Origin of the sequence: Colwellia echini, from assembly GCF_002843355.2 — a bacterium.
GTDB classification, from domain to species: Bacteria; Pseudomonadota; Gammaproteobacteria; order Enterobacterales; family Alteromonadaceae; genus Colwellia; species Colwellia echini.
Genome location: NZ_PJAI02000002.1, coordinates 11,300 through 35,132, shown reverse-complemented (window position 1 = coordinate 35,132; position 23,833 = coordinate 11,300). Strand labels below are relative to the sequence as shown.

Here is a 23,833-nt window from a genome sequence, read left to right as displayed (position 1 = left end):
GTCAACAGCCCATAATATTATCATCTAAAATAAGGTGTTATAGCTCATTGTTAATCTTCATTTTCCAATAAATTCAAGTTAATAGTTAATTATTCCCCCAAACCTACTTCAACAGTTTCGATATTTTTCAAGACAGTTGTCGTTTCATATACTCTTATTTAATCGGTGATTATCTTCTTGCTAATAGCGCATAAATTTATCATTAAATTTGGTGATTTTTATAAATTAAGTACTTATAAAATAAGTTCTTTATGCTAATATATTTGATGTATTTACCGTTAGTTATCACAGGAAGTTAAACATGGACATACCTACTCAAAATATATTATTAATTATCACTTTTGGCGAGCAGTCATGGGTAGTGTTAACTAATGGGACATGGCAACCTGTTATCGATGACTTTATGGTTCCTGATGGCGTGACACAGTACACTGTCATTATCGATGATATCAGCATTGAAAATGGTAAAGTATTTGTCTTCGTTAATGATGACTGGCTAGAAGTCCCAAATAGTGTTTTACAACAAGTACGCCAGAAAGATACTCAAGAAACTGACAGTACTCAATCTGACATTGCGCCTATTGACATAGAGCAACAAGGCGATAGTTACTCTTTTCAAATAATACAACGTACCGGTGACGAAGTAATAGCGAAGTCTGGTTTTGATACAACATCAACAAACGCAAACGTAACGTCAACTAATCAACATCAATCTCCTGAAAGCTCTGATGATTTCGCAGCGATCACAGTTGAAGTTATTGAAAGTTGCTCTGCTGATGGTGAAATATACGATATTATCGGCACTGTTGATGATGTAGAAGATAGTAATACGGTTGTTGTTACCGTTACTGATACTGACGGAAATAGTCTTACCTTTATCACTGTAGTTATTGATAGTGCATGGCAAGTACTTAACGCTGATCTTACCGGTTTAGTTGATGGCCCATTAATAGTCGTTGCAAATACTGCAGATTTCGCAGGAAACCCCGCTACAGATTCAACACAATTCATTAAAGATACATTAGCGCAAATTACCATATCAGTTGATACCGGTAACGACGATGTTATTAATAACGATGAAACTTATTCGGTTGATATTTCAGGTACTACCGTCGATGTGGAAGATAATCAAACGGTAACCGTTACGGTTACCGACGGTTCAAATACTCTTACTTTTAGCACTGTTGTAAACGCAAGTACTTGGCAAATAAATGATGCCGATTTAAGTTCATTATCCGACGGTGAACTAACATACACTGCAACAGCAGAAGACCTTAATTGTAATAAAGCCGAAGCAGATACTACGACAATTAAAGATACTCAGGCCAGCATCACCATTGTAGTAGATACCAACAGCGATACTGCTGATAATATTATTAACGCTGCAGAGCAAAGTCAGGTTGATATATCAGGTACAGTAATTAACATTGAAGATGGCCAAATAGTAACTCTCAAGGTTAGTGATGGCATTAATACTTTATCTTTTACCGCAATAGTTAACGCTAGCACATGGCAAGTAGAAAATGCAGACTTATCAAGCCTTAATGACGGTTCGCTTAGCTATTTTGTTGATGTTACGGATCTTGCGGGTAATCCTGCAAGTGCTCAAACCACTACAGACAAAGATACCCAAGCAGAAATAACTATCGCCGTTGATACCTCACAAAACACAGACGATAACGTTATTAACAATACAGAAGTGACACAAGTTACAATTACAGGTACTGTCAGTGGCATTGAAGAAAACCAAGAGGTTACTGTCACAGTCAGTGATATTGATAACAAGCAACTGACCTTCACCACAACAATTATTAATGGTGCATGGACACTTGCAGATACCGATTTATCTGAACTTAGTGATGGTGAATTAACTTACACGGCAACCGTTAACGATATTGCTGGTAACCCAGCAAATGCACAAACAACCACAGTAAAAGACACTCAAGCAGAAATTACCATCACTGTTGATAGCAGTGCCGATACCGATGATGAAGTCATTAATGCCGCAGAAGATGCAAGCGTACATATTTTTGGTACAACAACAAATATTGAAGATGGCCAAGAAGTCAGTATTGAAATTACGAATGGTTTATTAACACAAAGCTTTGTCGCAACAGTTACTAATAATCAATGGAGCATAGATAGTGGTGATCTATCACAACTACCTGATGGCGAATTAACTTATACGGCAAGTGTTAACGATATTGCTGGTAATCCAGCAATAGCCCAAACGATCACAGGCAAAGATACTCAAGCAATATTAACGATTGATGTTGATAGTTCGCAAGATACCCACGATGAAGTCATCAATAACGCAGAAGCCACTCAAGTAAAAATATCAGGTGTTGCAACTGGCATTGAAGATAACCAAGTTGTCACTGTTATTGTCAGTGATGGTAATACAAGTACAGCCAATCTAACTTTTACTGCGAACGTAACAAATGGCACCTGGACTATTGCTGAAGCAGATCTTTCAAGCTTAGCTGACGGACAACTTAGCTATAGCGCAACTGTTAATGATGTTGCCGGCAACCCAGCAAGTGCTCAAACTGTAACAGGTAAAGATACAAAAGCTAGTATTACTATCGCAGTTGATAGCTCTGTAGATGTAGCTGATGAAACCATCAATGCTGTAGAAAGTACTCAAGTAACTATTTCAGGTACAACAGCTAATATTGAAAACGGGCAAGAGATCACTGTTCTTGTTAACAATGGAGTATTAATACAAAGCTTTACTACCACAGTTAATAACAATGCTTGGAGCATAAAAAATGCCGACATATCACAATTACCCGATGGTGAGCTAACTTATACCGCTAGCGTTAATGATGTTTCCGGCAACCCAGCAACAGCACAAACCAGCACAGGTAAAGATACCCAAGCAGAAATAACCATTACCGTTGACGCATCACAAGACAAAAGTGATAACGTGCTTAACGCCGCTGAAGTTGCACAAGTAACGATTTCAGGCACAGTTACTGGTGTTGAAGATAATCAAGAAATCACAGTAATCGTTAATGATAAAGATAATAAAGAGCTTAGCTTTACCACAACGGTTGCCAATGGAATTTGGACGCTTACTGATACAGACTTATCAACTTTAGCCGATGGTGAATTAACTTACACAGCAAGTGTCAGTGATATTGCCGGTAACCCAACCTCTGCGATAACCACCACAGGTAAAGATACCCAAGCCAGTATCACAGTAGTTATCGACTCAGGTGATGATGATTATTTGATCCCGACGGAAATGCAACCTCTTGAGGTTTCAGGTACAGTAACTAATGTAGAAGCGGGTCAAGTTATTACCGTCACTTTGATTGATGAAGCGGGTCTTGAGAGAAGTGTTACCACGACAGTAAATGCCGATTTAACCTGGCAAGCTAGCGCTAATGTTGGTTATATCGATACAAACGGTGATTATGTTTCAGATTTCCAAGATGGTAGTGTTACCGTACAAGCTAGCGTGGCTGACCAAGCGGGTAATACCGCGATAGCAAACGACTATACCTTATTAGATACTAGCAACGGCATTACGATTTTTGTAAATACCTTTGAAGATACTTTTGATCAAATAATCAACGCCGCTGAAGCGGGACAAGTTAATATATCAGGTTTAGTGCGTAATGTTGAAGACGGACAAACCATTGAGGTAACTGTTTCTGACGGTGATAGCAACACAGCTGATTTAACCTTCACCACAGTAGTTTCTGGTCCTGTGCTAAGTGAATGGAAGATCGATGATGCCGACCTTACCAGCCTAAATGATGGCCCGCTTACCTTTAGTGTATCTGTAACCGATGTTAGTGGTAACACGTCAACCGCTGACGTTGTTAAAATAAAAGATACCCAAGCGAGTATCGATATTAGTGTTGATACCTCAGCAGATACTAATGATGCTGTGTTAAATGCAGCCGAAGTCAGTCAAGTAACCATTTCAGGTACTGTTACCAACATTGAAAATGGTCAAACGATTAGCCTCTTAGTTACTGATGGAGTTATCGAGAAAAACTTTGAAGCAACTATTATTGCTGGTCAATGGGCAGTTACTTTTGCTGATTTATCCGGTTTTGCTGATGGTGATTTAACTTACACTGCAAGTGTTAATGATGTCGCAGGTAACCCAACCAGCGCGCAAACAACGATTTCAAAAGATACCAAGGCTAGTATTAGTATTGAAGTAGACACCTCAGTAGATGTTGTCGATGAAACTCTTAATGCCGTTGAAAGCCCTACTGTCGATATTTTTGGTACCACCACTAATATTGAAAACGGTCAAGAAATTACCTTAATAGTGAGCAATGGCACTGCAACAACAAGCTTTACCACAACAGTAAATAACAATGTCTGGAGCATTAAAGACGCCGACTTATCACAATTACCCGATGGCGAACTAACTTATACTGCTAATGTCAACGATATTGCTGGCAACCCCGCTACAGCACAAACGACGACAACTAAAGATACACAAGCTGAAATTACCATTACCGTTGATACTACTCAAGACACCAGTGACAACGTACTTAACGCCGCTGAAGTTACACAAGTGACTATTTCTGGCACAGTTACTGGTGTTGAAGATAATCAAGAAATCATAGTAATCGTTAATGATAAAGATAATAAAGAGCTTAGCTTTACCACAACGGTTGCCAACGGAATTTGGACGCTTACAGATACAGACTTATCAACATTAGCTGATGGTGAGTTAACTTACACAGCAAGTGTTAACGATATTGCTGGTAATCCAACAAGTGTTGAAACCACTACAGGTAAAGATACCCAAGCAAGTATCACTGTGGTTATCGACTCTGGTAATGATGAATACTTAATTCCATCAGAAATGCAGCCTCTGGAAGTCTCAGGCACAGTAACCAATGTAGAAGCCGGCCAAGTTATTACCATTACTTTAATTGATGAAGCGGGTCTTGCCAGAAGTGTTACCACGACAGTAAATGCCGATTTAACCTGGCAAGCTAGCGCCAATGTCGGTTATATCGATGCTGATGGTAATTATATCTCCGATTTTCAAGATGGTAATGTTACCGTGCAAGCCAGTGTGTCGGATGTAGCAGGTAATACCGTTATTGCCAACGATTATGCTTCTCTTGATACCACTAACGGCATTACGATTTTTGTTAATACCTTTGCAGATACTTTCGATCAAGTGATCAATGCTGCAGAAGCTGGGCAAGTTGATATCTCAGGCTTAGTTCGCAATGTTGAAGTTGGACAAACTATTACCGTTACCGTTTCCGACGGCGATAGCAATACTGCTGATTTAACCTTCACTACCACGGTCGAGGATGAAGTACTTGGGGAGTGGAGCATAGATGATGCCGATCTATCAAGCTTGATGGATGGACCGTTAACTTTTGCAGCCTCAGTAACCGACTTAGGTGGTAATACTTCAACCGCTGATGTTATTAAAGAAAAAGACACTCTTGCTAGTATCGATATTAGTGTTGATACTTCTGTTGATGTAGCTGACGCTGTATTAAATGCGACAGAAATTAGCACAGTCACTATTACTGGCACTGTGAGTAATATCGAAGACGGACAAACAGTTAAGCTGGTTGTTACTGACGGTAACATTGAAAAAAGCTTTAATAGCACAGTTGTTTCTGGACAATGGACGATCACAGGCGCTGATTTATCAAGTCTTGCTGATGGCGAATTAACTTATACCGCAACAGTCAATGATATAGCTGGCAACCCTGCAACGGTACAAACGACTACCACAAAAGATACCCAAGCTAGCGTTACCATTGAAGTAGATACTGCTGCCGATCTTGCTGATGAAACTATCAATACCGCTGAGAGCCCTCTCGTTAATATTTTTGGTACCACAAGCAATATCGAAAACGGTCAAACGATTACTGTTATAGTCAGTAATGGCTCAGCAACCGCAAGCTTCACCACGACTGTCGATAACAATACTTGGAATATCGAAGCTGCTGATTTATCACAACTTCCTGATGGTGATTTAACTTATATAGCAAATGTGAATGATCTTGCTGGCAACCCTGCAACGGTACAAACTACCACAGGTAAAGATACCCAAGCAAAAATAACCATTACCGTTGACACTTCACAAGACAAAAGTGATAACGTGCTTAACGCCGCCGAAGTTGCACAAGTGACTATTTCAGGTACTGTCACGGGTGTTGAAGATGATCAAGAAATCACAGTAATCGTTAGTGATAAAAACAACAAAGAGCTTAGTTTTACCGCAAGTATAATCAACGGTTTGTGGACTTTAGCAGATACTAATTTATCCGAATTAGCAGATGGTGAATTAACTTACACCGCCAGTGTCATTGATATTGCAGGCAACCCAACAACGGTAACAACTACAACCGGTAAAGATACTCAAGCCGCTATTACTGTTGTTATCGATTCAGGTGACGATGATTACTTGATCCCGTCTGAAATGCAGCCTCTTGAAGTCTCAGGTACAGTGACTAATGTTGAAGCGGGTCAAGTTATTACCGTCACTTTAATTGATGAAGCGGGTTTAGCACGCAGCGTTGAAACCACAGTAAATGAAGATTTAACCTGGCAAGCTAGCGCCAATGTCGGTTATATCGACGGCGATGGTAACTATGTCTCAGATTTCCAAGATGGCAGTGTTACCGTTCAAGCAAGTGTCTCAGATCAAGCGGGTAATACCGCAATAGCGAATGACTATACCGTATTAGATACTTCTAATGGCATTACTATTTTTGTTAATACCTTTGAAGATACCTTCGATCAAGTGATCAACGCGGCGGAAGCTAACACAGTTACTATCTCAGGTTTAGTACGTAATGTTGAAGTAGGACAAGTTATTACCATAACCGTATCTGACGGCGATAACAACACTTCGGATTTAACCTTTTTCACCACAGTTTCTGGCGCTGTGGTCAGTGAGTGGAAGATAGAAGATGCCGACCTATCAAGCCTAAACGATGGCCCGCTAACTTTTACAGCTTCAGTAACCGATCTTGGTGGCAATACCTCTACCGCTGAAGTCATTAAAGATAAAGATACACAAGCGAGTATCGATATCACAGTAGATACTTCTACAAATATTGCAGATGCTTTACTCAATGCTGCTGAAATCAATAAAGTGACGATTGCAGGCACAGTTAGTAATATTGAAGACGGTCAAACGGTCAACTTAATCATCACTGACGGTACCCTTGAAAAAACGTTTACTACGACAGTTGTTTCTGGTGAATGGACGGTTAGCAATGCTGATTTATCAAACTTTGTTGATGGTGAATTAACTTTCACCGCAAGCGTTAATGATGTCGCAGGTAATCCAGCAACAACACAGACAACCACAACAAAAGATACTCAAGCAGCTATTACGATTGACGTCGATAGCTCTGCCGACTTTGCTGATGAAACCATCAATGCTGTAGAAACGCCATTAGTTACCATCTCTGGAACTGTTGCAGGTATAGAAGATAACCAAACAGTGACTGTCGTTGTTAATGATAACGATGCAAATACACCTAAACTTACTTTTACCACCACTGTCACTAACGGTTTATGGGTTATTAATAATGCCGACCTATCTGGCTTAACCGATGGTCAATTAACATATAGCGCCAGTGCTAAAGATATTGCCGGCAACCCTACTACAGCTTCAACGGTAACTGGAAAAGACACACAAGCAGCCCTGACTATTAATGTCGAGACTGCTGCTGAAATTGCTGACGATACCCTTAACGCAACAGAAGCGACAAGTACAACTATCTCTGGTGCCGTTATCAATATTGAAAATGGCCAAACAGTTTCTGTGGTTGTTAGTGACGGTGATACGAACAAAGATCTTACCTTTACGGCTGTGGTAAATAACGGCGCATGGCAAGTAACTGATGCTGATTTATCATCACTTGCTGATGGTCAACTCACCTACTCTGCCACGGTTCAAGATTTAGCAGGCAACCCAGCAAATGCACAAACAACAGCACTTAAAGATGCAACCGCTGAAATTACGATTAATGTCGATACTACAGAGGATGTTAATGATGCCATACTTAATGGAGCCGAAGTCAGCCAAGTACGTATATTTGGTGATGTTACTAACGTAGAAGATGGTCAAGCAATCACCTTAACCGTTACTGATGGCACGAATGAAGAAACCTTCAATACCACTGTGATAGCTGGTGCTTGGTCTATTAATGATGCAGATTTATCAACATTTGCTGATGGCCCACTGACTTATTCTGTTAACGTTATCGATCTTGTTGGTAATACAGCGAGCGCAGAAACCATCACAGAAAAAGATACTCAAGCAGCAGTAACTATCCAAGTAAATAGTTCATTAGATACAGTAGACGATGTGATTAATGCAGCCGAAGCAGCAAATGTTACTATTTTTGGTACTGTAACCAATATTGAAGATAACCAAGAAGTAACTATTATCATCAGTGATACTGATGCAAATTCTGCTGATGTTACTTATACTGCTACAGTAAATAACGGCATTTGGTCAATTACTAACGCTAACTTAACTAGCTTAACAGATGGTGAATTAACTTACACTGCAAGCGTAATCGATGTTGCAGGTAACCCTGCAAGTGCTACTACGACCACAGAAAAAGATACTCAAGCAGCCATTACTATTGAGGTTGATGCCTCTGCAGATTTTATTGATAATGTGATCAACGCCGTTGAATCAACACAAGTTACCATCTCAGGTACTGTCACTAATGTAGAAAACGATCAACAAGTTACCTTAATCGTTAGCGATGGCACTAACCAAGCAAAATTTGAAACAACCGTAATAAACGGTAGCTGGACTATAACTGATGCGGACTTATCAGGTTTAGCTGATGGCACATTAACTTACGAAGCCAGTGTCAGCGACCTTGCGGGTAACTTAACATCTGCACAAACCTCAACAGGTAAAGATACGCAAGCCACCATTACCGTTGTCATAGACTCTGGTGATGATAATTATTTGATCCCAGAAGAAATGCAACCACTTGAGGTTTCAGGCACAGTAACCAATATTGAAGCTGGCCAAGAAATCACGATTACTTTAATTGACGAAGCCGGTTTAGAACGCAGTGTTACTACTACAGTAAATGCCGATTTAACCTGGCAAGCTAGCGCTAATGTCGGCACTATTGACGGTAACGGTGATTATGTTTCTGACTTCCAAGATGGCAGCGTTACGGTGCAAGCGAGTGTCTCAGACCAAGCTGGCAACCCTGTTATCGCTAATGACTATGCCCTACTAGATACTAGCAACGGTATAACCATTTTTGTTGATACTTTTGAAGATACTTTTGATCAAGTGATCAACGCCGCTGAAGCAAGCCAAGTAGATATTTCTGGTTTAGTGCGTAATGTTGAGGCTGGACAACCAATTATTGTGACTGTATCAGATGGTACAACCGAGTTAACTTTTAATACCACAGTTGCTGCTGACAGTCTTAGCGAATGGAATATTAATGATGCTGACTTATCAAGCCTAAACGATGGGCCATTAACTTTTAGTGCCCAAGTTACCGACTTAGGTGGCAATACATCAAGCGCACAAGTCATTAAAGACAAAGACACTCAAGCGACTATTGATATTAGTGTTGACACAACAGCTGATACTGATGATGCAGTCATCAATGCTGCTGAAGCTATAGCCGTTACTATATCGGGTAATGTCAGTAATATAGAAGATGGTCAGGAGGTTATACTACTTGTTACTGACGGCACAATTGAGAAATCATTTACAACAACAATAGTTTCGGGTCAATGGACAGTGACTGATGCTGATTTATCAAACCTTGCAGATGGTCAACTAACTTATACTGTATCGACCACAGATATTGCCGGCAATCCTGCTACTGCTCAAATCCTTATAGAAAAAGATAGCCAAGCAGCAATCACTATTGAAGTAGATAGCTCTGCTGATACTGCTGATGATGTCATCAACTCAGTAGAGGCTCCAACTGTCACCATATTTGGTACTGTTACTAATATCGAAGATAATCAACAAGTTACTGTTATTGTTAGTGATAATGATGCTAATACGGCAGATCTTAGTTTCACAGCAACGGTTAATAATGGTGAATGGTCAATTACAAATGCCGATTTAAGCTCACACACCGACGGTGAATTAACATATACCGCGACAGTTAACGATGTTGCAGGTAACCCAACGAGTGCAGCAGTAACTACCGAAAAAGATACACAAGCAAATGTTACCATTAACGTCGACACTGCTGCAGATACCGCTGATCAGGTAATAAATGCCGCAGAAGTCACTGCGGTACATATTTATGGCACCACCACAAATATTGAAGACGGTCAAACACTCAATGTTGTGGTAACTGACGGTATCGTTTCTCAAGCTTTCACTACAACGGTTAACAATAATAGTTGGAGCATAGATGCGGCTGATTTAACAGAGTTACCAGATGCTGATTTAACCTATACCGCAACAGTTAACGATGCTGCGGGTAATATAGCGACGGCTGACACTAACTCAGGTAAAGATACCCTAGCAGCCATCACCATCAGTGTCGATACCACAGCAGATAAAGCTGATTCTGTAATTAACGCCGCAGAAGCCCCTGCCGTTCATATTTTTGGCACAACCACAAACGTTGAAAATGGCCAACAAATTACCGTCATTGTCAATGATGGTACTAGCTCAGAAACCTTTACCACAGTCGTTGATAACAATACTTGGAGTATTGAAGACGCGGATTTATCAAACCTTGCTGATGGTAATTTAACGTATACAGCGACGGTTAATGATATTGCAGGTAACCCCGCAACCGCAGTAACCTCAACCAATAAAGATACTTTGGCTGAGATAACCATTAACGTTGATACATCACAAAATGTTGATGATGATATTCTCAACGCTTTGGAAGTTGAGCAAGTGACTATTTCAGGTACCGTCTCTGGTATCGAAGATGGCCAAACAATAACTCTAGTGGTAAGTGACGGCAATACCAGTAAAGATCTTACCTATCTTGCTATCATCAATAATAGTCAATGGATTGTTGAAGATAAGTACTTAGCAGCCTTAGATGATGGCAACCTAACCTTTACTGCAACAGCCACTGATCTTGTTGGCAATAATGCAAGTACAGAAACTATCATTGTTAAAGATACTCAAGCAATAATGACTATTGCTGTAGATACTTCACAAGATACCGTAGACAATATCATTAATACCATAGAAGCAGCACAAGTAACTATCTCAGGAACAGTTGTTGGTATTGAAGATGGTCAAAATATCACTGTGGTAGTTAGTGATGGTGATACTAGTAAAGATATTAGTTTAACAACAAGTGTAGCTAATGGAATATGGACTATCATCGATGCTGATCTCTCTTCGTTAAGTGATGGCGAGCTAACCTATACAGCAACGGCTAATGATGATGCAGGTAATCCAGCGACAGTAACAACAACAACCGAGAAAGACACACAAGCAACAATCACCATTGAAGTTGATACCTCAGCAGATGTTGATGACGAGACCATTAACACGAATGAAACGCCAGCGGTTCATATCTTTGGGACAACAACCAATATTGAAAATGGTCAACAAGTAAGTGTTATCGTAAGCAATGGTGTAACAACAGCAAGCTTTACAGCAATTGTGAGCAACAATACCTGGAGTGTGGAAGTTGCAGATATTACAACAATAGCAGATGGCACACTAACATATACCGCAAATGTTAACGATATCGCCGGTAACTTAGCGACCGCTGAAACTACAAGTACAAAAGATACCACAGCAGAGATCAGCATTGTTGTAGATACCAATGCTGATACTACTGACAATATCATTAATGCCGCAGAGCAAAGCGCAGTAGATATCTCAGGTACAGTGACTAACGTTGAAGATGGTCGCGAAGTTACTTTAACTATTACCGATAGTGACGATAAGCAACTCTCTTTTACTACAACTGTCAATGCCTCTACTTGGGAGATTATTGACACAAATCTTAGTAGTCTTACTGATGGCGAGTTAACCTATAGTGTTAATGTTAGCGATTCAGTAGGTAACGATGCATACGCAGAAGTTACTCATATAAAAGATACACAAGCAGATATAACCATAGCAGTTGATACGTCTGCCGATACTGTTGATAACATCATTAACGCAAATGAAGTAACTAACGTTGCCATATCAGGTACGGTAACAAATATTGAAGATAATCAAACCGTAACTATTACTATCACCGATGGTGAAGAAGAGATTATTGAAACAACCTCAGTAAATAATGGTCTATGGACAATAGATGTCGACTTATCAACACTGAACGATGGTACATTAACTTACTCAGCAACAGTCAATGATGTGGCAGGAAACCCTACAAGTACTAATACGACTACTGAAAAAGACACTGTTGCCAGTATTGAGGTTAACATTGATTCTGGTGACGATGAGCTTCTAATACTTGATGAAGTAAGCCCTACTCTTATTACCGGCTCTGTAAGTAATGTTGAAGCAGGTCAAACAGTTTCAGTTGTATTGACTGACAGTCAAAATAATTCACAAACCTTCACAACCACAGTAAATAATGATTTAACTTGGTCAATATCACCTAACTTATCAAACTTTGAAGATGGCTTATTAACCGCTGTTGCAACAGTTAAGGATATAGCAGGTAACATAGTTTCCAACAATGATACAGCAACCATAGACACGCAAGTAGTAATCGATATAGACACTGGTGAAAATGGTATTGATATTAGTGCGTTACGTAATAATGAAATTACTGAGTTTTCTGGTACTACCGACGCTGAAGTAGGTCAAGCAGTTACCGTTACTATAACCGATGGCACAACAAGTTTAGACTTTACAGGTTCAGTAACCAGTGCTGGTCAATGGTTAGTCAGTGGTATTGATATATCAGGCTTAAGTTCACAAAAAACTTGGCAAGTCACTGCAACTGTAACTGATTTAGCAGGTAATACCGCGACCGATGATATGCCTATTATCGATATAGTACAAACAAATGTCTTTATTGAGTCGATCGTCGCTGAAACGGGTTCACAAACAAAATCTCATGTTATTTCGCTGAACAACCCTGCTCTAACCACAGATTCTGAAATTACATTAAGTAATTCCCAAGAGGCATTATCGCAATTAACGTCTGTTGGTTCCACAGTCAACATCACTGTTGCTGATGATGGACAATCGCTCACGGTTATTCGTGAAAGTGACTCTTCAGTAGTGATGGAAATTAAAATCCTATTTGCGGCAGAATTACAGATAACCATTTTTGAAGCCGTTGACAACCCTGATACCTTAACCAGTGTATTAAATACTTCTGTTGATCTACAAGCGGTGCAAACTGATGAAGACGGAACAACTGAAGTTGTTATTTTACCAACTCATATTGAAATATTAGATTCACCACCAGTAACCAATGACGATGAATATTCTGTCATCGAAAATGAAAGCGCTATAGGTAGTTTAACCGGCAATGACTTTACCGCAGAAGGTCCATTAACAGTCACTTCTGTCAACTTACTGGGTAATGATTATGCTATTACTACCGGCAGTAATGTGACAATTGATTTTGAATACGGTCAAATCACTGTTGATTCACTAGGTGCTTGGTCATTTAATGCTATTGATAATTTAGATAACACTGTCGAACAATCTTTTGAATTAACTTATGACGTTATTGACTTCGATGGTTCAACCGGTTCTGCTGTAGCAACTTTTACCATTGAAGATGGTAAAGCAGGTGTAATGTCAGATGTAAGCTGGAGCTATGTTGAAACAGATATTGATGCTAGAGGTACCAACACCTATAACTTTGATATTATTGCGGGTTCAGATACGTTATTGCCTGACAGCATAGCATTTACCAGTAACACCATCAGTAAACTACTTAGCGTTAATTTAACGAGTAATGGACAAGCGTTAAGTTATGAAGCATCTGAAGATGGTAATGTAATAACGGCTCTAGCGGGAGAAACAACGGTATTTACACTAACGTTAACTGCTGAGCAAAATAACGATGATTTACTCGCAATGTTATCATTTGATCAATTAGCTCCAATTGATCATATTAATAACGAAACATTAACACTACCACTAACGGTAACTGCCGAAGATTTAGATGGTACGGTGATTTCAACAGGGGATATTTCTTATTCAATCAACGATGGTGCTAACCCAGAGTTTGACGAAATAGAAGCCATATCAATCGACGAAGCTGAATTGAAAAGTGGTGAAAAAACGGCAACCGGTAACATTTCTACCGCGATTGGTTCTGATAATATTATTAGTGTTATTTTCAATAATATTGAGCAACAACCTGTTTTAACTGTTGCTGATGTTCCGGTGTTATATAGCCTGAGTGATGACGGTAAAACATTAATTGGTTATACCGATGATATTAACTCCCCTGTATTTAAAGCTGAGTTAAGCGATAACTTTGCTGCAGAAAATAATACCACAGATGGTAGCTATACCTTTACCTTATACAAAACATTAGATGAAGATACTTCTGATCAAATACCATTAAGTATAACCATTACTGATTACGATGGTGATACAACAACAGAGTCTTTGCCGATTACCTTAATTGATGATGATTCTGAACAAATAACGACTCCTGAATTAAATGTTTCCGAAATCCCTGTTGATACTGATAACAGTAGCGCAACAAATACCGATTCAGGCAATATTACCACCACTGCAGGTACTGATGCTTTATCGGGCTTAATTTATGATGTTGTCGATGATGCCCCTGTATTAGATGAAAATGGTGTTGCTTTAACTCAAAATGGAGCCGCTATTAACTGGCTTAATATTGGTGACGGTGTTCTTCAAGGTGTATTAGCTGATGGAACTCCGGTATTTACTGTTGAAATACCAACCGACTTCCAACATCCAGAAAGCACTCCGGTTGACTTCTCATTACTTGGTCCAGTTGATCATACAGGAGCGCAGGCCGACTCTTTAACCGTGTTAATCCCAATTGCGGTTGTTGACCAAGATGGTACTGAAGTTGTCAGTAATATGAAAGTGACCATAGACGATGGTTTAAATCCTGAACTAATCAGTGAAGATACCGCGGAAGTTATCGATGAAGGTCTACTTGTAACAGATGATAGCGTTAGCACTGTTGGCTCGTATATTGTTGATTCAGGTAGCGATGAAGTTGTCAGTGTCGGCTTAGCTGAGGGCTATACATTAACAGGGGTTACTACACAAGGTGGTGTCGCAGTAAACCTTTCAGAGACCGCTACCGACAGTGGCTGGTATGTAGCACGCTCTGCAGATGATAACAGCGAAGTATTTAGAATACGCTTTAACACCAATAACACTTTTAATTATAAACAATCACAAGCCATTGACCATACAACAGGTGATGGCGAGAATACATTAACATTATCATTTGATATCCAAGCAACTGATGCTGATGGCGACACGTCAGAAGCTCAATCAGTAACCATTACGGTAAAAGATGATGTTCCGGTATCGACAACAACCGATCTTACTTTTATTGAAGGTCGAGAAGTGACTGTTGATTTATTAGCTACAAAGGACGGTGGTGCAGACGGCGCAACCGTTACCCAAGTAACTTATCGAGGTCAGAACTACACGGTAGATCCAACAACAGGCGTTACTATTACCTTAAATGATGGTGAATCGGGTGGTGATAATAATAATTACGGTACCATTACCATAAAGGCCGACGGCAGCACCGTTATCACCACTAACCTATTTGATTACGCGACCAATAACTTAATTGACCAAGTTGATTTTGTTGTAACTGATGCTGATGGTGATACTGCTAATGGCACATTAAACTTAACAGTGCAAGATGGTAGTGGTGTCGTGCTTATCAATGATGCAAGCACCAATGAAGATACAACAGTGCCAATCACTATTTACGCCTTCCCTGGTGATGATGACGGTACTGAAGATACTATTGAAGAGATTAAAATTAGTATCGATTCTCTTAATGGCGGAACATTGACCTTAAATGGCAATCCTATTCCTGACGATGGTAGCTACTATATTCTATCGGACGGCCTAATAACGGCGTCAACTTATGAAGGCTTTGATGTCATTATTCCTAACGGTATATTAGCGTTCACACCAGCAGAAAACACTTCTGATGCTATATCTGACCAACAAGTTACCATTGAAGTCAGCGTTACCATTACGGATAACGTCAATGGTGAACGTACCATTGAAAGTAGTGCTTCAGTAACTATTAATTCTGTTGCTGATTTACCTGAGTGGGACGACGATAACTCTGTTTATGTTTATGAAACAAATGGAGAAGAGCTAGTCATTGAAGATGGCGGCGAGATTGCTCTTACTCTTAAAGCAGACTTAATTGATACCGACGGCTCTGAAAACCTTACTTTCAGAATTGAGAATATAAATGCAAAGCTAACGTTAACATATAACGATGGTACCGCGACTACAGTAAGTAATGGTGACATTCTAACGCAAGATCAACTAAACACTCTATCAGCAACCAGTGCTTTAAATAGTGCAGGTATTATGACTTTTGATATTACCGCTATTGCTACTGAAGAAGACAATTCAGATACAGCGGAGCAAGAAACTAAAACGATCACTATCAATATTCAACCAGAGGCTGATACGCCATTATTAACGGTTAAAGATATTAACAGCCAAGAAGATGTCGCGATCGACGTCAGTGAAATAATCACCGGCGAGCTCACTGATACGGATGGCTCAGAAACCTTAAGCTTTGAATTAACCTTACCTGATGGCTGGTCTTTAAATGCAATTAATGGCGCCTCTGTTAACTTAATTGATGAGACAAATAATATTTGGTCTGCCTCTGCTCAAGATATTGAAGCCAATAACATTCAGTTAATACCACTTGAAGACATCAGCTCTGTAAGTGGCATTTTTAATGTCAGTGTACAAGCTATTGCTATAGATAGTCAGGCAGATGGTATAAGCGTTTATGGCGAACCAAGTAAAAGCGATTCTAAAACACTTACAGTGACATTAACGGGTGTTATCGACCCACCTGAACTAGCAGATACCGATAACTGGGACTTTGATCAGGATACATTAACGGTTACAAACAGTGATAGTAATGTACTTACCGAAGACAGTGTCATTCCGCTAAATTTTGATATTGTTACATCTGATGATGACTTATCTGAAACGATTAGTTTAACGTTAACAGGTCTTCCTGATGGCGCTACATTACTTGACTCTGATGGCAATGAAGTTGATTTACCTGTTGTGGGGGTTGAAAACGATCTACCTATTTACAGCGTAACAACCGAAGCGTTAGCTGAGCTTTCAATTAAACCACCAAAAGACTTTAGTGGCCAAATATCTTTAGCCCTTATCGCCATAACAACTGAAGCAGATGGCGCTAGTGGCGAATACAAAATTACCTTAAACCTTGATATTGTGCCTGTGATTGATGAAGATGCGAGTACTTTATCAACAAGCTCTACTGGTATTGAAGATAATGCAATTGCTATAGATTTTAAACAAAGTCTTTCACAAGACCAAGATGGTAGCGAAGTCATTACTGAAGCGGTTATCACTGGCATAGCTGATGGAACAACGTTAACATTAGATGGCTCTGCCTACGAATTTACTGGTAACTTAAGTCTTACCACCCTTGCCGATGAATTAGGTATTAGTTTATCCGATATATTAACGAGTGGTCGATTAGGTTTACTTCCTCCGCAAGATGCAACTGGCACTTATAGTATAAATATCGATTACACCATTGAAGATACACCATCTTCTGGTGATAGCATTGTTGAAACAATTTCTTCAACAATAGATATTAATGTTACTCCTAAAGTTGAGCTAACTACCCGCTTTGAAATAGAAGACAATTTACTGCTAACAAGTACCGATGGTAGCGCCATAGATTTAACAGGCAAGGTAGGCTTTACTGACGCTGATATTGACGGCTCCGAGACTCTTGATTATGTCGTTATTTTATTACCTTCAGGTGATAATTGGTTAGTTACTCACCCTAATGGGGCAATTCCTGATGGTAATGGTTACTGGCGTATACCGATAGATACTGACCTAACCTCTGATGTCATACAGGAAAATAATGTTGATATACTTGCTGGTGTAGAAATTATTAGTAAAGAGGTAACTGATGGACCTGTAGAGATCAGCGTCTATGGTCGTGTAGAAGACGGCAGTGATGCTGCAGCAATTCTATCAACCTTCCAAGTACAGTTTGATGTTGCCATTGACTCTAATGCAAGTCCAATAAATCTATTACAAAATAGTCCTATAGATGGTATTGAAGATGAATTAATTACACTATCAGAGCACCTAAATAGTAATATTGCTGGTGATGATAATGATAATATTACGTTCAGAATATCAGCTTCTGACTTACCTGCAGGTGTTAGTGTTTCTGGTGCTGATGTCCAGATTATCCACTTTACGGATGGTGTTACGGTAAAAGAATATGTCTTTACTGAAGCATCCCTGGCTGATTTAACCATGAGCTCTGCTGGTAGTAACTTTGCCGGTGTTTTATATGTACCCATTGAAATTATCGCAACAGATAGTTTAAGTGGTGACACCATTATTGATAACTCACAAGTATTAGAGTTTGATATTGCACCAGTTGTTGACGGTTTTACCTTCTCTGATAATACGACTATGCAGGAAGACGTACCTGAATCGTTAGATTTAACCATTAACTTTAGTGATAGTGATTTATTACCTAGTAGTGGTGGTCAAGAAGTATTATTAATAGATGCTGATGACTCTACTAATAATTTAACCATTCAATTACTCGATGAAGGTGAATTAATTGACAGTACTGGTTTGTTTGTTTTAGTAGATGGCACCACTGATACTTATCAATTTACTGGCACCACTCAAGAAGAGCTATCCAACACTCTATCAAGTTTAACCGTTAGGCCTACTGAACACTTATCAGGTTCAGAGATATTTAAAGTTAAATTCTCAGGTACGGTGATTGATACTGCGACCATGCTTAATGGTAATCAAACTGATTCAAGTGAATTCGAACAAACAGTTGCTATCACAATAGAAGCCGTTACTGACGAAGCGACATTAACAACACAATATAGTGAAGGCAACGAAGATAACTCTATTGATTTATCTGCTCTATCTGCCGAGTTAATCGACCAGGATGGCTCTGAAACTATTTACATTACCATTAATGGTGTACCTGCTGGCGCAATATTAGGTACCGATGCAGATAGAGAAGGAGGTGAAGATCCTGTTCACTTAGCGAATAATGGTGAAGACGGCGGCAGCTTTAATGGTCAACCGACTTATAGTTGGACTGTTCCTCAGGCACAATTAGCAACCTTAGTGCTAATTCCACCTAAAGATTTTAGTGGTGATATTCCGTTAACATTACAAGCGATTACCAAAGATGAAGAGCCTGGTGTTTATGTAACAACAACCTCTGACTTTATTGTAGGTATTAACCCTATTGCAGATGAACTTGATGTTTATATAGAACCAAATAGCCAATACAGTGGTAATGAAGATGATGTTATAACAGTCAACTTAGGGGCTGAAACTACCGATACTTTAGACAGTGAAAAAATACAGATTAAAGTCAACTTATTGTCAACATCTGATGCTTCTGCATTAATTAATATTGAAGAACGTGCCAAGATTGGTATTGATGATCAAACCGCAGATTTTGTCAGTGATGGCTCTGGCGGATTTTATGCAACGTTAGAAGTTGATAGTAATAACATAACCTCCTTTGATATGTACTTAGGTAATTTAGCTTGGGGTAACTTTGATATGTCAGTTGAAGTATCTGCAGTTGATACTGCAACCGTTAATGGCAGTTCTGTAACAGACTATGGCGACCCTGAAATATTTGACTTTACCTTGACCTTAAATCCTGAAGTTGATGCACCCGTGTGGGAAACGGTTGATGATATTACAACTTCTGATCCGAATAACATTCCGCTAAATTTAGCATTATCATTACAAAACCCTGCTTCTAATGAAGAAGGATATTTAACTGTATCGGGTTTACCTGACGGTTTAACATTAAATGCTGGTAGCCAACAAGGTAGTGACTGGCTAGTTGATTTTGACAATGTTGCTAGTTTAGCAATAGTCGGAGCAAGTGATGGTGACAACTTTGATCTAACATTAAGCCCTTATGCTGAGCTTGACGGAAACACCTCAAATGGTGCAGTGGAATCAATTAATGTTAGTGTAAACAGCGCTATGGCTGAACCTATGAGCATGAATTTTTCATCATCGTCATCACAAATGATGACCAATAATTTCGAGGAAAGTACTTACAGCGATAACTTTTCCGCTAACCTGATTGATGATATGACTAACCAGACACAAGGTATGGATGCATGATCATAGTTGAGCAGCCAAGCTTCATTCAACTAGGTCGAGCTATAGCAACACACTTGTCGCTGCCCATGACTAAAGAGCAATTGTTGGTCAGTTTACCTGAAGGTAAATTGACTGCTATGCACATTGAGCAAGGGTTATTAAACATTAATGTCAGTGCAAGTTTGCAAAAAAACAACCTTAAACAATTAATATTACCTGCTTTAATCGCCGATAAAGACGGAGCATTATTATTCGTTACAGATAGGCAAACAAATAATAAATCAGTTAGCTTTACGGTTATAGGTTTAACACAAGACAACTTGCCTTTAACCTTAAGCGCCGCTGAATTAACTGCGCGTGACATTCAAGCTTGCTGGCTTATTGCTAATAAAAAGTTAATGCAAAGTCGTGGTAACTTTATTAACGCAAAAGATGAACATTGGTTAAAGCCAATACTTAATGAGGTAAAACCTTATTATGGCGCCCTATTGCTCGGTTCGTTTGCGGTTAATTTACTTGCCTTAGTCATTCCGCTTTTCACTATGAATGTATATGACCGAGTTGTGCCAAACGCTGCCATCGATACTCTATGGGCGTTATCTATAGGTGCAATGTTAGCAATAATATTTGATTTTTTTCTAAAGCAAGCTAGAACTCAATTAGCCGATGTTGCGGGAAGAAAAATAGATGTTCTAGTATCAAGTAACCTATTCTCAAAGGTTATAGGCATGAAATTAGAAAATAGACCGCAATCAAGTGGCGCTTACGCTAAGCAAGTGCAAGAATTTGACAGTGTCAGAGAGTTTCTCACCTCAGCAACACTTGTTTCAGCTATCGACTTACCTTTTACTTTATTGTTCTTAATCTTAATCACTTGGTTAGGTGGCTTAATGGTGTTAATTCCTATTGCTACAATGACAATTATTTTACTAACGGGTCTAATCTTAAAAAACAAATTAAATAGCTGCGTTGAAGAGTCATCTAAATTATCTACCCAAAAACAAGCCTACCTAATTGAATACATTAATCAGTTAGTCGAAATAAAACAATGTAACGCCGAAGGAAAAAGTCAGCGCATTTGGGAACAAACCGTTGGTCAACTCTCCGACTGGCAAAATGAATCTCGCACAATTGCCAGTTCTTTAACGCACACAGTTATGAGCATGCAGCAAGTCACCACCATAGGATTAATTATTGCAGGTGTGTATCAAATCCAAGCCGGAAATATTTCTATGGGCGCGTTAATCGCTATGGTGATGATCAGCGGCCGTGCAAGCAGCGCTATTAGTCAAATATCTTCATTAATATTAAAATATAAGCAAACCAGTGATGCAATGGAGTCTGTTAAAACTATCATGGCACTGCCACAAGAGTTAAATGATAATGTATTAGGTGATGAACTTTCTATTACTGGTAATATTCGCGTCAATCAAGTGAGTTTTCACTATCCAGAGCAAAAACTAGCAGTACTTAATGATATTAATCTCACGATAAAATCTGGCGAAAAAATAGGTTTATATGGTAATGCTGGCTCAGGAAAATCTTCACTATTAGCGTTAATCAGTGGCCAATACCAACCAACTCAAGGGCAAATATTCTTTGATGATATTGATGTAAAACAATGGCCAATTGCTAGTATTCGCTCGCATAGTGCTTGGGTTGCGCAAAACCCCAGTTTATTCTACGGCTCAGTACTTGAAAATATTGTACAAGGCTGTGAACAATTAAATCCTACCCTCCTTGCACAAGTGATAAAACAAAGTGGTATTGCGCATTTTACCGATCGTTTAGAAGCCGGATTAGAAAGCCAAGTTGGTGAATTTGGTCGCTGTTTATCTGGTGGTCAAAGGCAATCGGTATTAATAGCTAGAGCTTTATTAAAAAAATCTACAGTTATGTATTTAGATGAGCCGACTAGCGCGATGGATAACACTACCGAGCAACAGATTATTACCACGTTAAAAAGCATTGAACAAACAACCATGATTATTGCTAGCCACAAACCTGCGGTATTATCTTTGTGCGATAGAGTTTTGGTGATGGAAAAAGGCAAGATTATTGCCATAAAAACGCCCGAAGAGTTATTTTCACAACCGAAAAGAAAAGTCCATTCAGTTAATATAATGCCGAGAAAAAATACAGTTATTACTCATAAAAATATCCCCTCAAAAATAGAAGCTAAAACTAAAACTAAAAACGAGGATGCTAACGAATGACATCCTTACAAGTAAAGCAAGAAAATGCCGCTAACAAAGCTAAAAAATTGGTGGTACTTGTTTTTATCACCTTAATTAGCACGCTTGTGTGGGCAAGTTTTGCTAAACTACAAGAATCAGTTGTTGGTATAGGTCACGTTGTACCTGCACAAGCTGTGCAAAGTATTGAAAATTTAGACGGTGGAATTTTAAAAGAGCTTTTAGTTAAAAATGGTGAGCTTGTTAGCAAAGGACAAAAATTGATCCTGCTTGAAGACATACGTTTTTCTGCGGCGTTAAGTGAATCTGATCAAGAGCAATCTTCACTGCATTTGAAACAAATACGCTTAGCTGCTGAGTTAAAAACGGTTTTGTTTACTGAAGATGACGTTATCGTTAACGTACAAGAAATAGCGCTTGGTAATTTAAGTGCCCTAGCCCAACAGCAAATTACCTATTCCTACCAATCAAGAGTTCACCAACTAACAACACAATTAGCCCAAAATAAACAAGCAATTGCTCAGCACCAACAAGCGATAAATGAACAACAAGAAAACATAAAAAGCTTGAGTAAACGTTTGAAATTGCTTACAAAGGAAGTTACTTTAACTGAAGAAGTGGTTGCTATGGGCGCAGTATCCGAAATGGAGCTTTTTAAACTACAACGTGATCATGCCATGATAGAAGGTGATCTTGAACGTGCCAAAGTACTTAGCCTTCAGCAACAATCAGCAAAACAGCAAACCATTGAAGAGCGTAAAGCCATCGGTTACGAATTCCTTGCTACTGCAAGAAGTGAAATGGATGAAGTCGTTAATATACAAGCTAAAATGCGAGAAAGCAGCAAAGCACTGGTAGATAGAGTCAATAAAACCCAAATTTATTCTCCTTTGCAAGGCACGGTAAAAAACATTATCACCCGTTCAGTAGGTGAAGTCATTGAACCTGGGCAAGCCATTATGGAAATTGTTCCTTTAGATGATCAGTTGTTAATTGAAACGCAAATTGCCCCACAAGACATCGGGTTTTTGCATGTAGGTTTACAAGCCATGGTTAAATTCACCGCTTATGATTTTGTCATTTACGGCGGCTTAAATGGCGAAGTTATTTATATAGGGGCCGATGCTCAACAACTTGAAGACGGCACAACTTATTATGAAGTTCATATAAAAACACACAGTAATACCTTGGGTGAACGTGCTATTATCCCAGGCATGCAAGCAAGTGTTGATATTCTAACAGGACAAAAGACAGTCCTAAACTACTGGTTAAAGCCGCTGCTACGAGCAAAAGCTAACGCCATGAAAGAGAGATAACAAGG

The 23,833-nt window shown here is 39.2% G+C and carries 3 protein-coding genes; all 3 read left to right on the top strand.

Annotation, left to right across the window (positions count from 1 at the left end; all coding sequences use genetic code 11):
• Positions 1-301: 301 nt before the first annotated feature.
• Genes CWS31_RS02700 through CWS31_RS02690 form a run of 3 tightly spaced genes read left to right on the top strand, consistent with a single transcriptional unit; the run spans position 302 to position 23,828 of the window.
• A complete protein-coding gene (locus tag CWS31_RS02700; RefSeq protein ID WP_101343785.1) occupies positions 302-20,338 on the top strand; it encodes a T1SS-143 repeat domain-containing protein in 20,037 nt (6,678 codons plus the stop codon).
• Entirely contained in the window at positions 20,335-22,533 is a 2,199-nt protein-coding gene (locus CWS31_RS02695) for a type I secretion system permease/ATPase (protein ID WP_101343784.1), read from the top strand. The genes CWS31_RS02700 and CWS31_RS02695 overlap by 4 nt, the downstream gene beginning before the upstream one ends.
• Positions 22,530-23,828 carry an HlyD family type I secretion periplasmic adaptor subunit gene (locus tag CWS31_RS02690; protein WP_101343783.1) on the top strand — a complete coding sequence of 433 codons (1,299 nt, stop codon included), beginning with the start codon at positions 22,530-22,532 and terminating at the stop codon, positions 23,826-23,828. Before CWS31_RS02695 ends, CWS31_RS02690 begins: the two co-directional genes overlap by 4 nt.
• Positions 23,829-23,833: the final 5 nt, after the last annotated feature.

Coding starts and splice junctions, on each gene's coding strand:
- CWS31_RS02695 (WP_101343784.1), top strand. CDS start 20,335: ATGATCATAGTTGAGCAGCCAAGCTTCATTCAACTAGGTCGAGCTATA.
- CWS31_RS02690 (WP_101343783.1), top strand. CDS start 22,530: ATGACATCCTTACAAGTAAAGCAAGAAAATGCCGCTAACAAAGCTAAA.
- CWS31_RS02700 (WP_101343785.1), top strand. CDS start 302: ATGGACATACCTACTCAAAATATATTATTAATTATCACTTTTGGCGAG.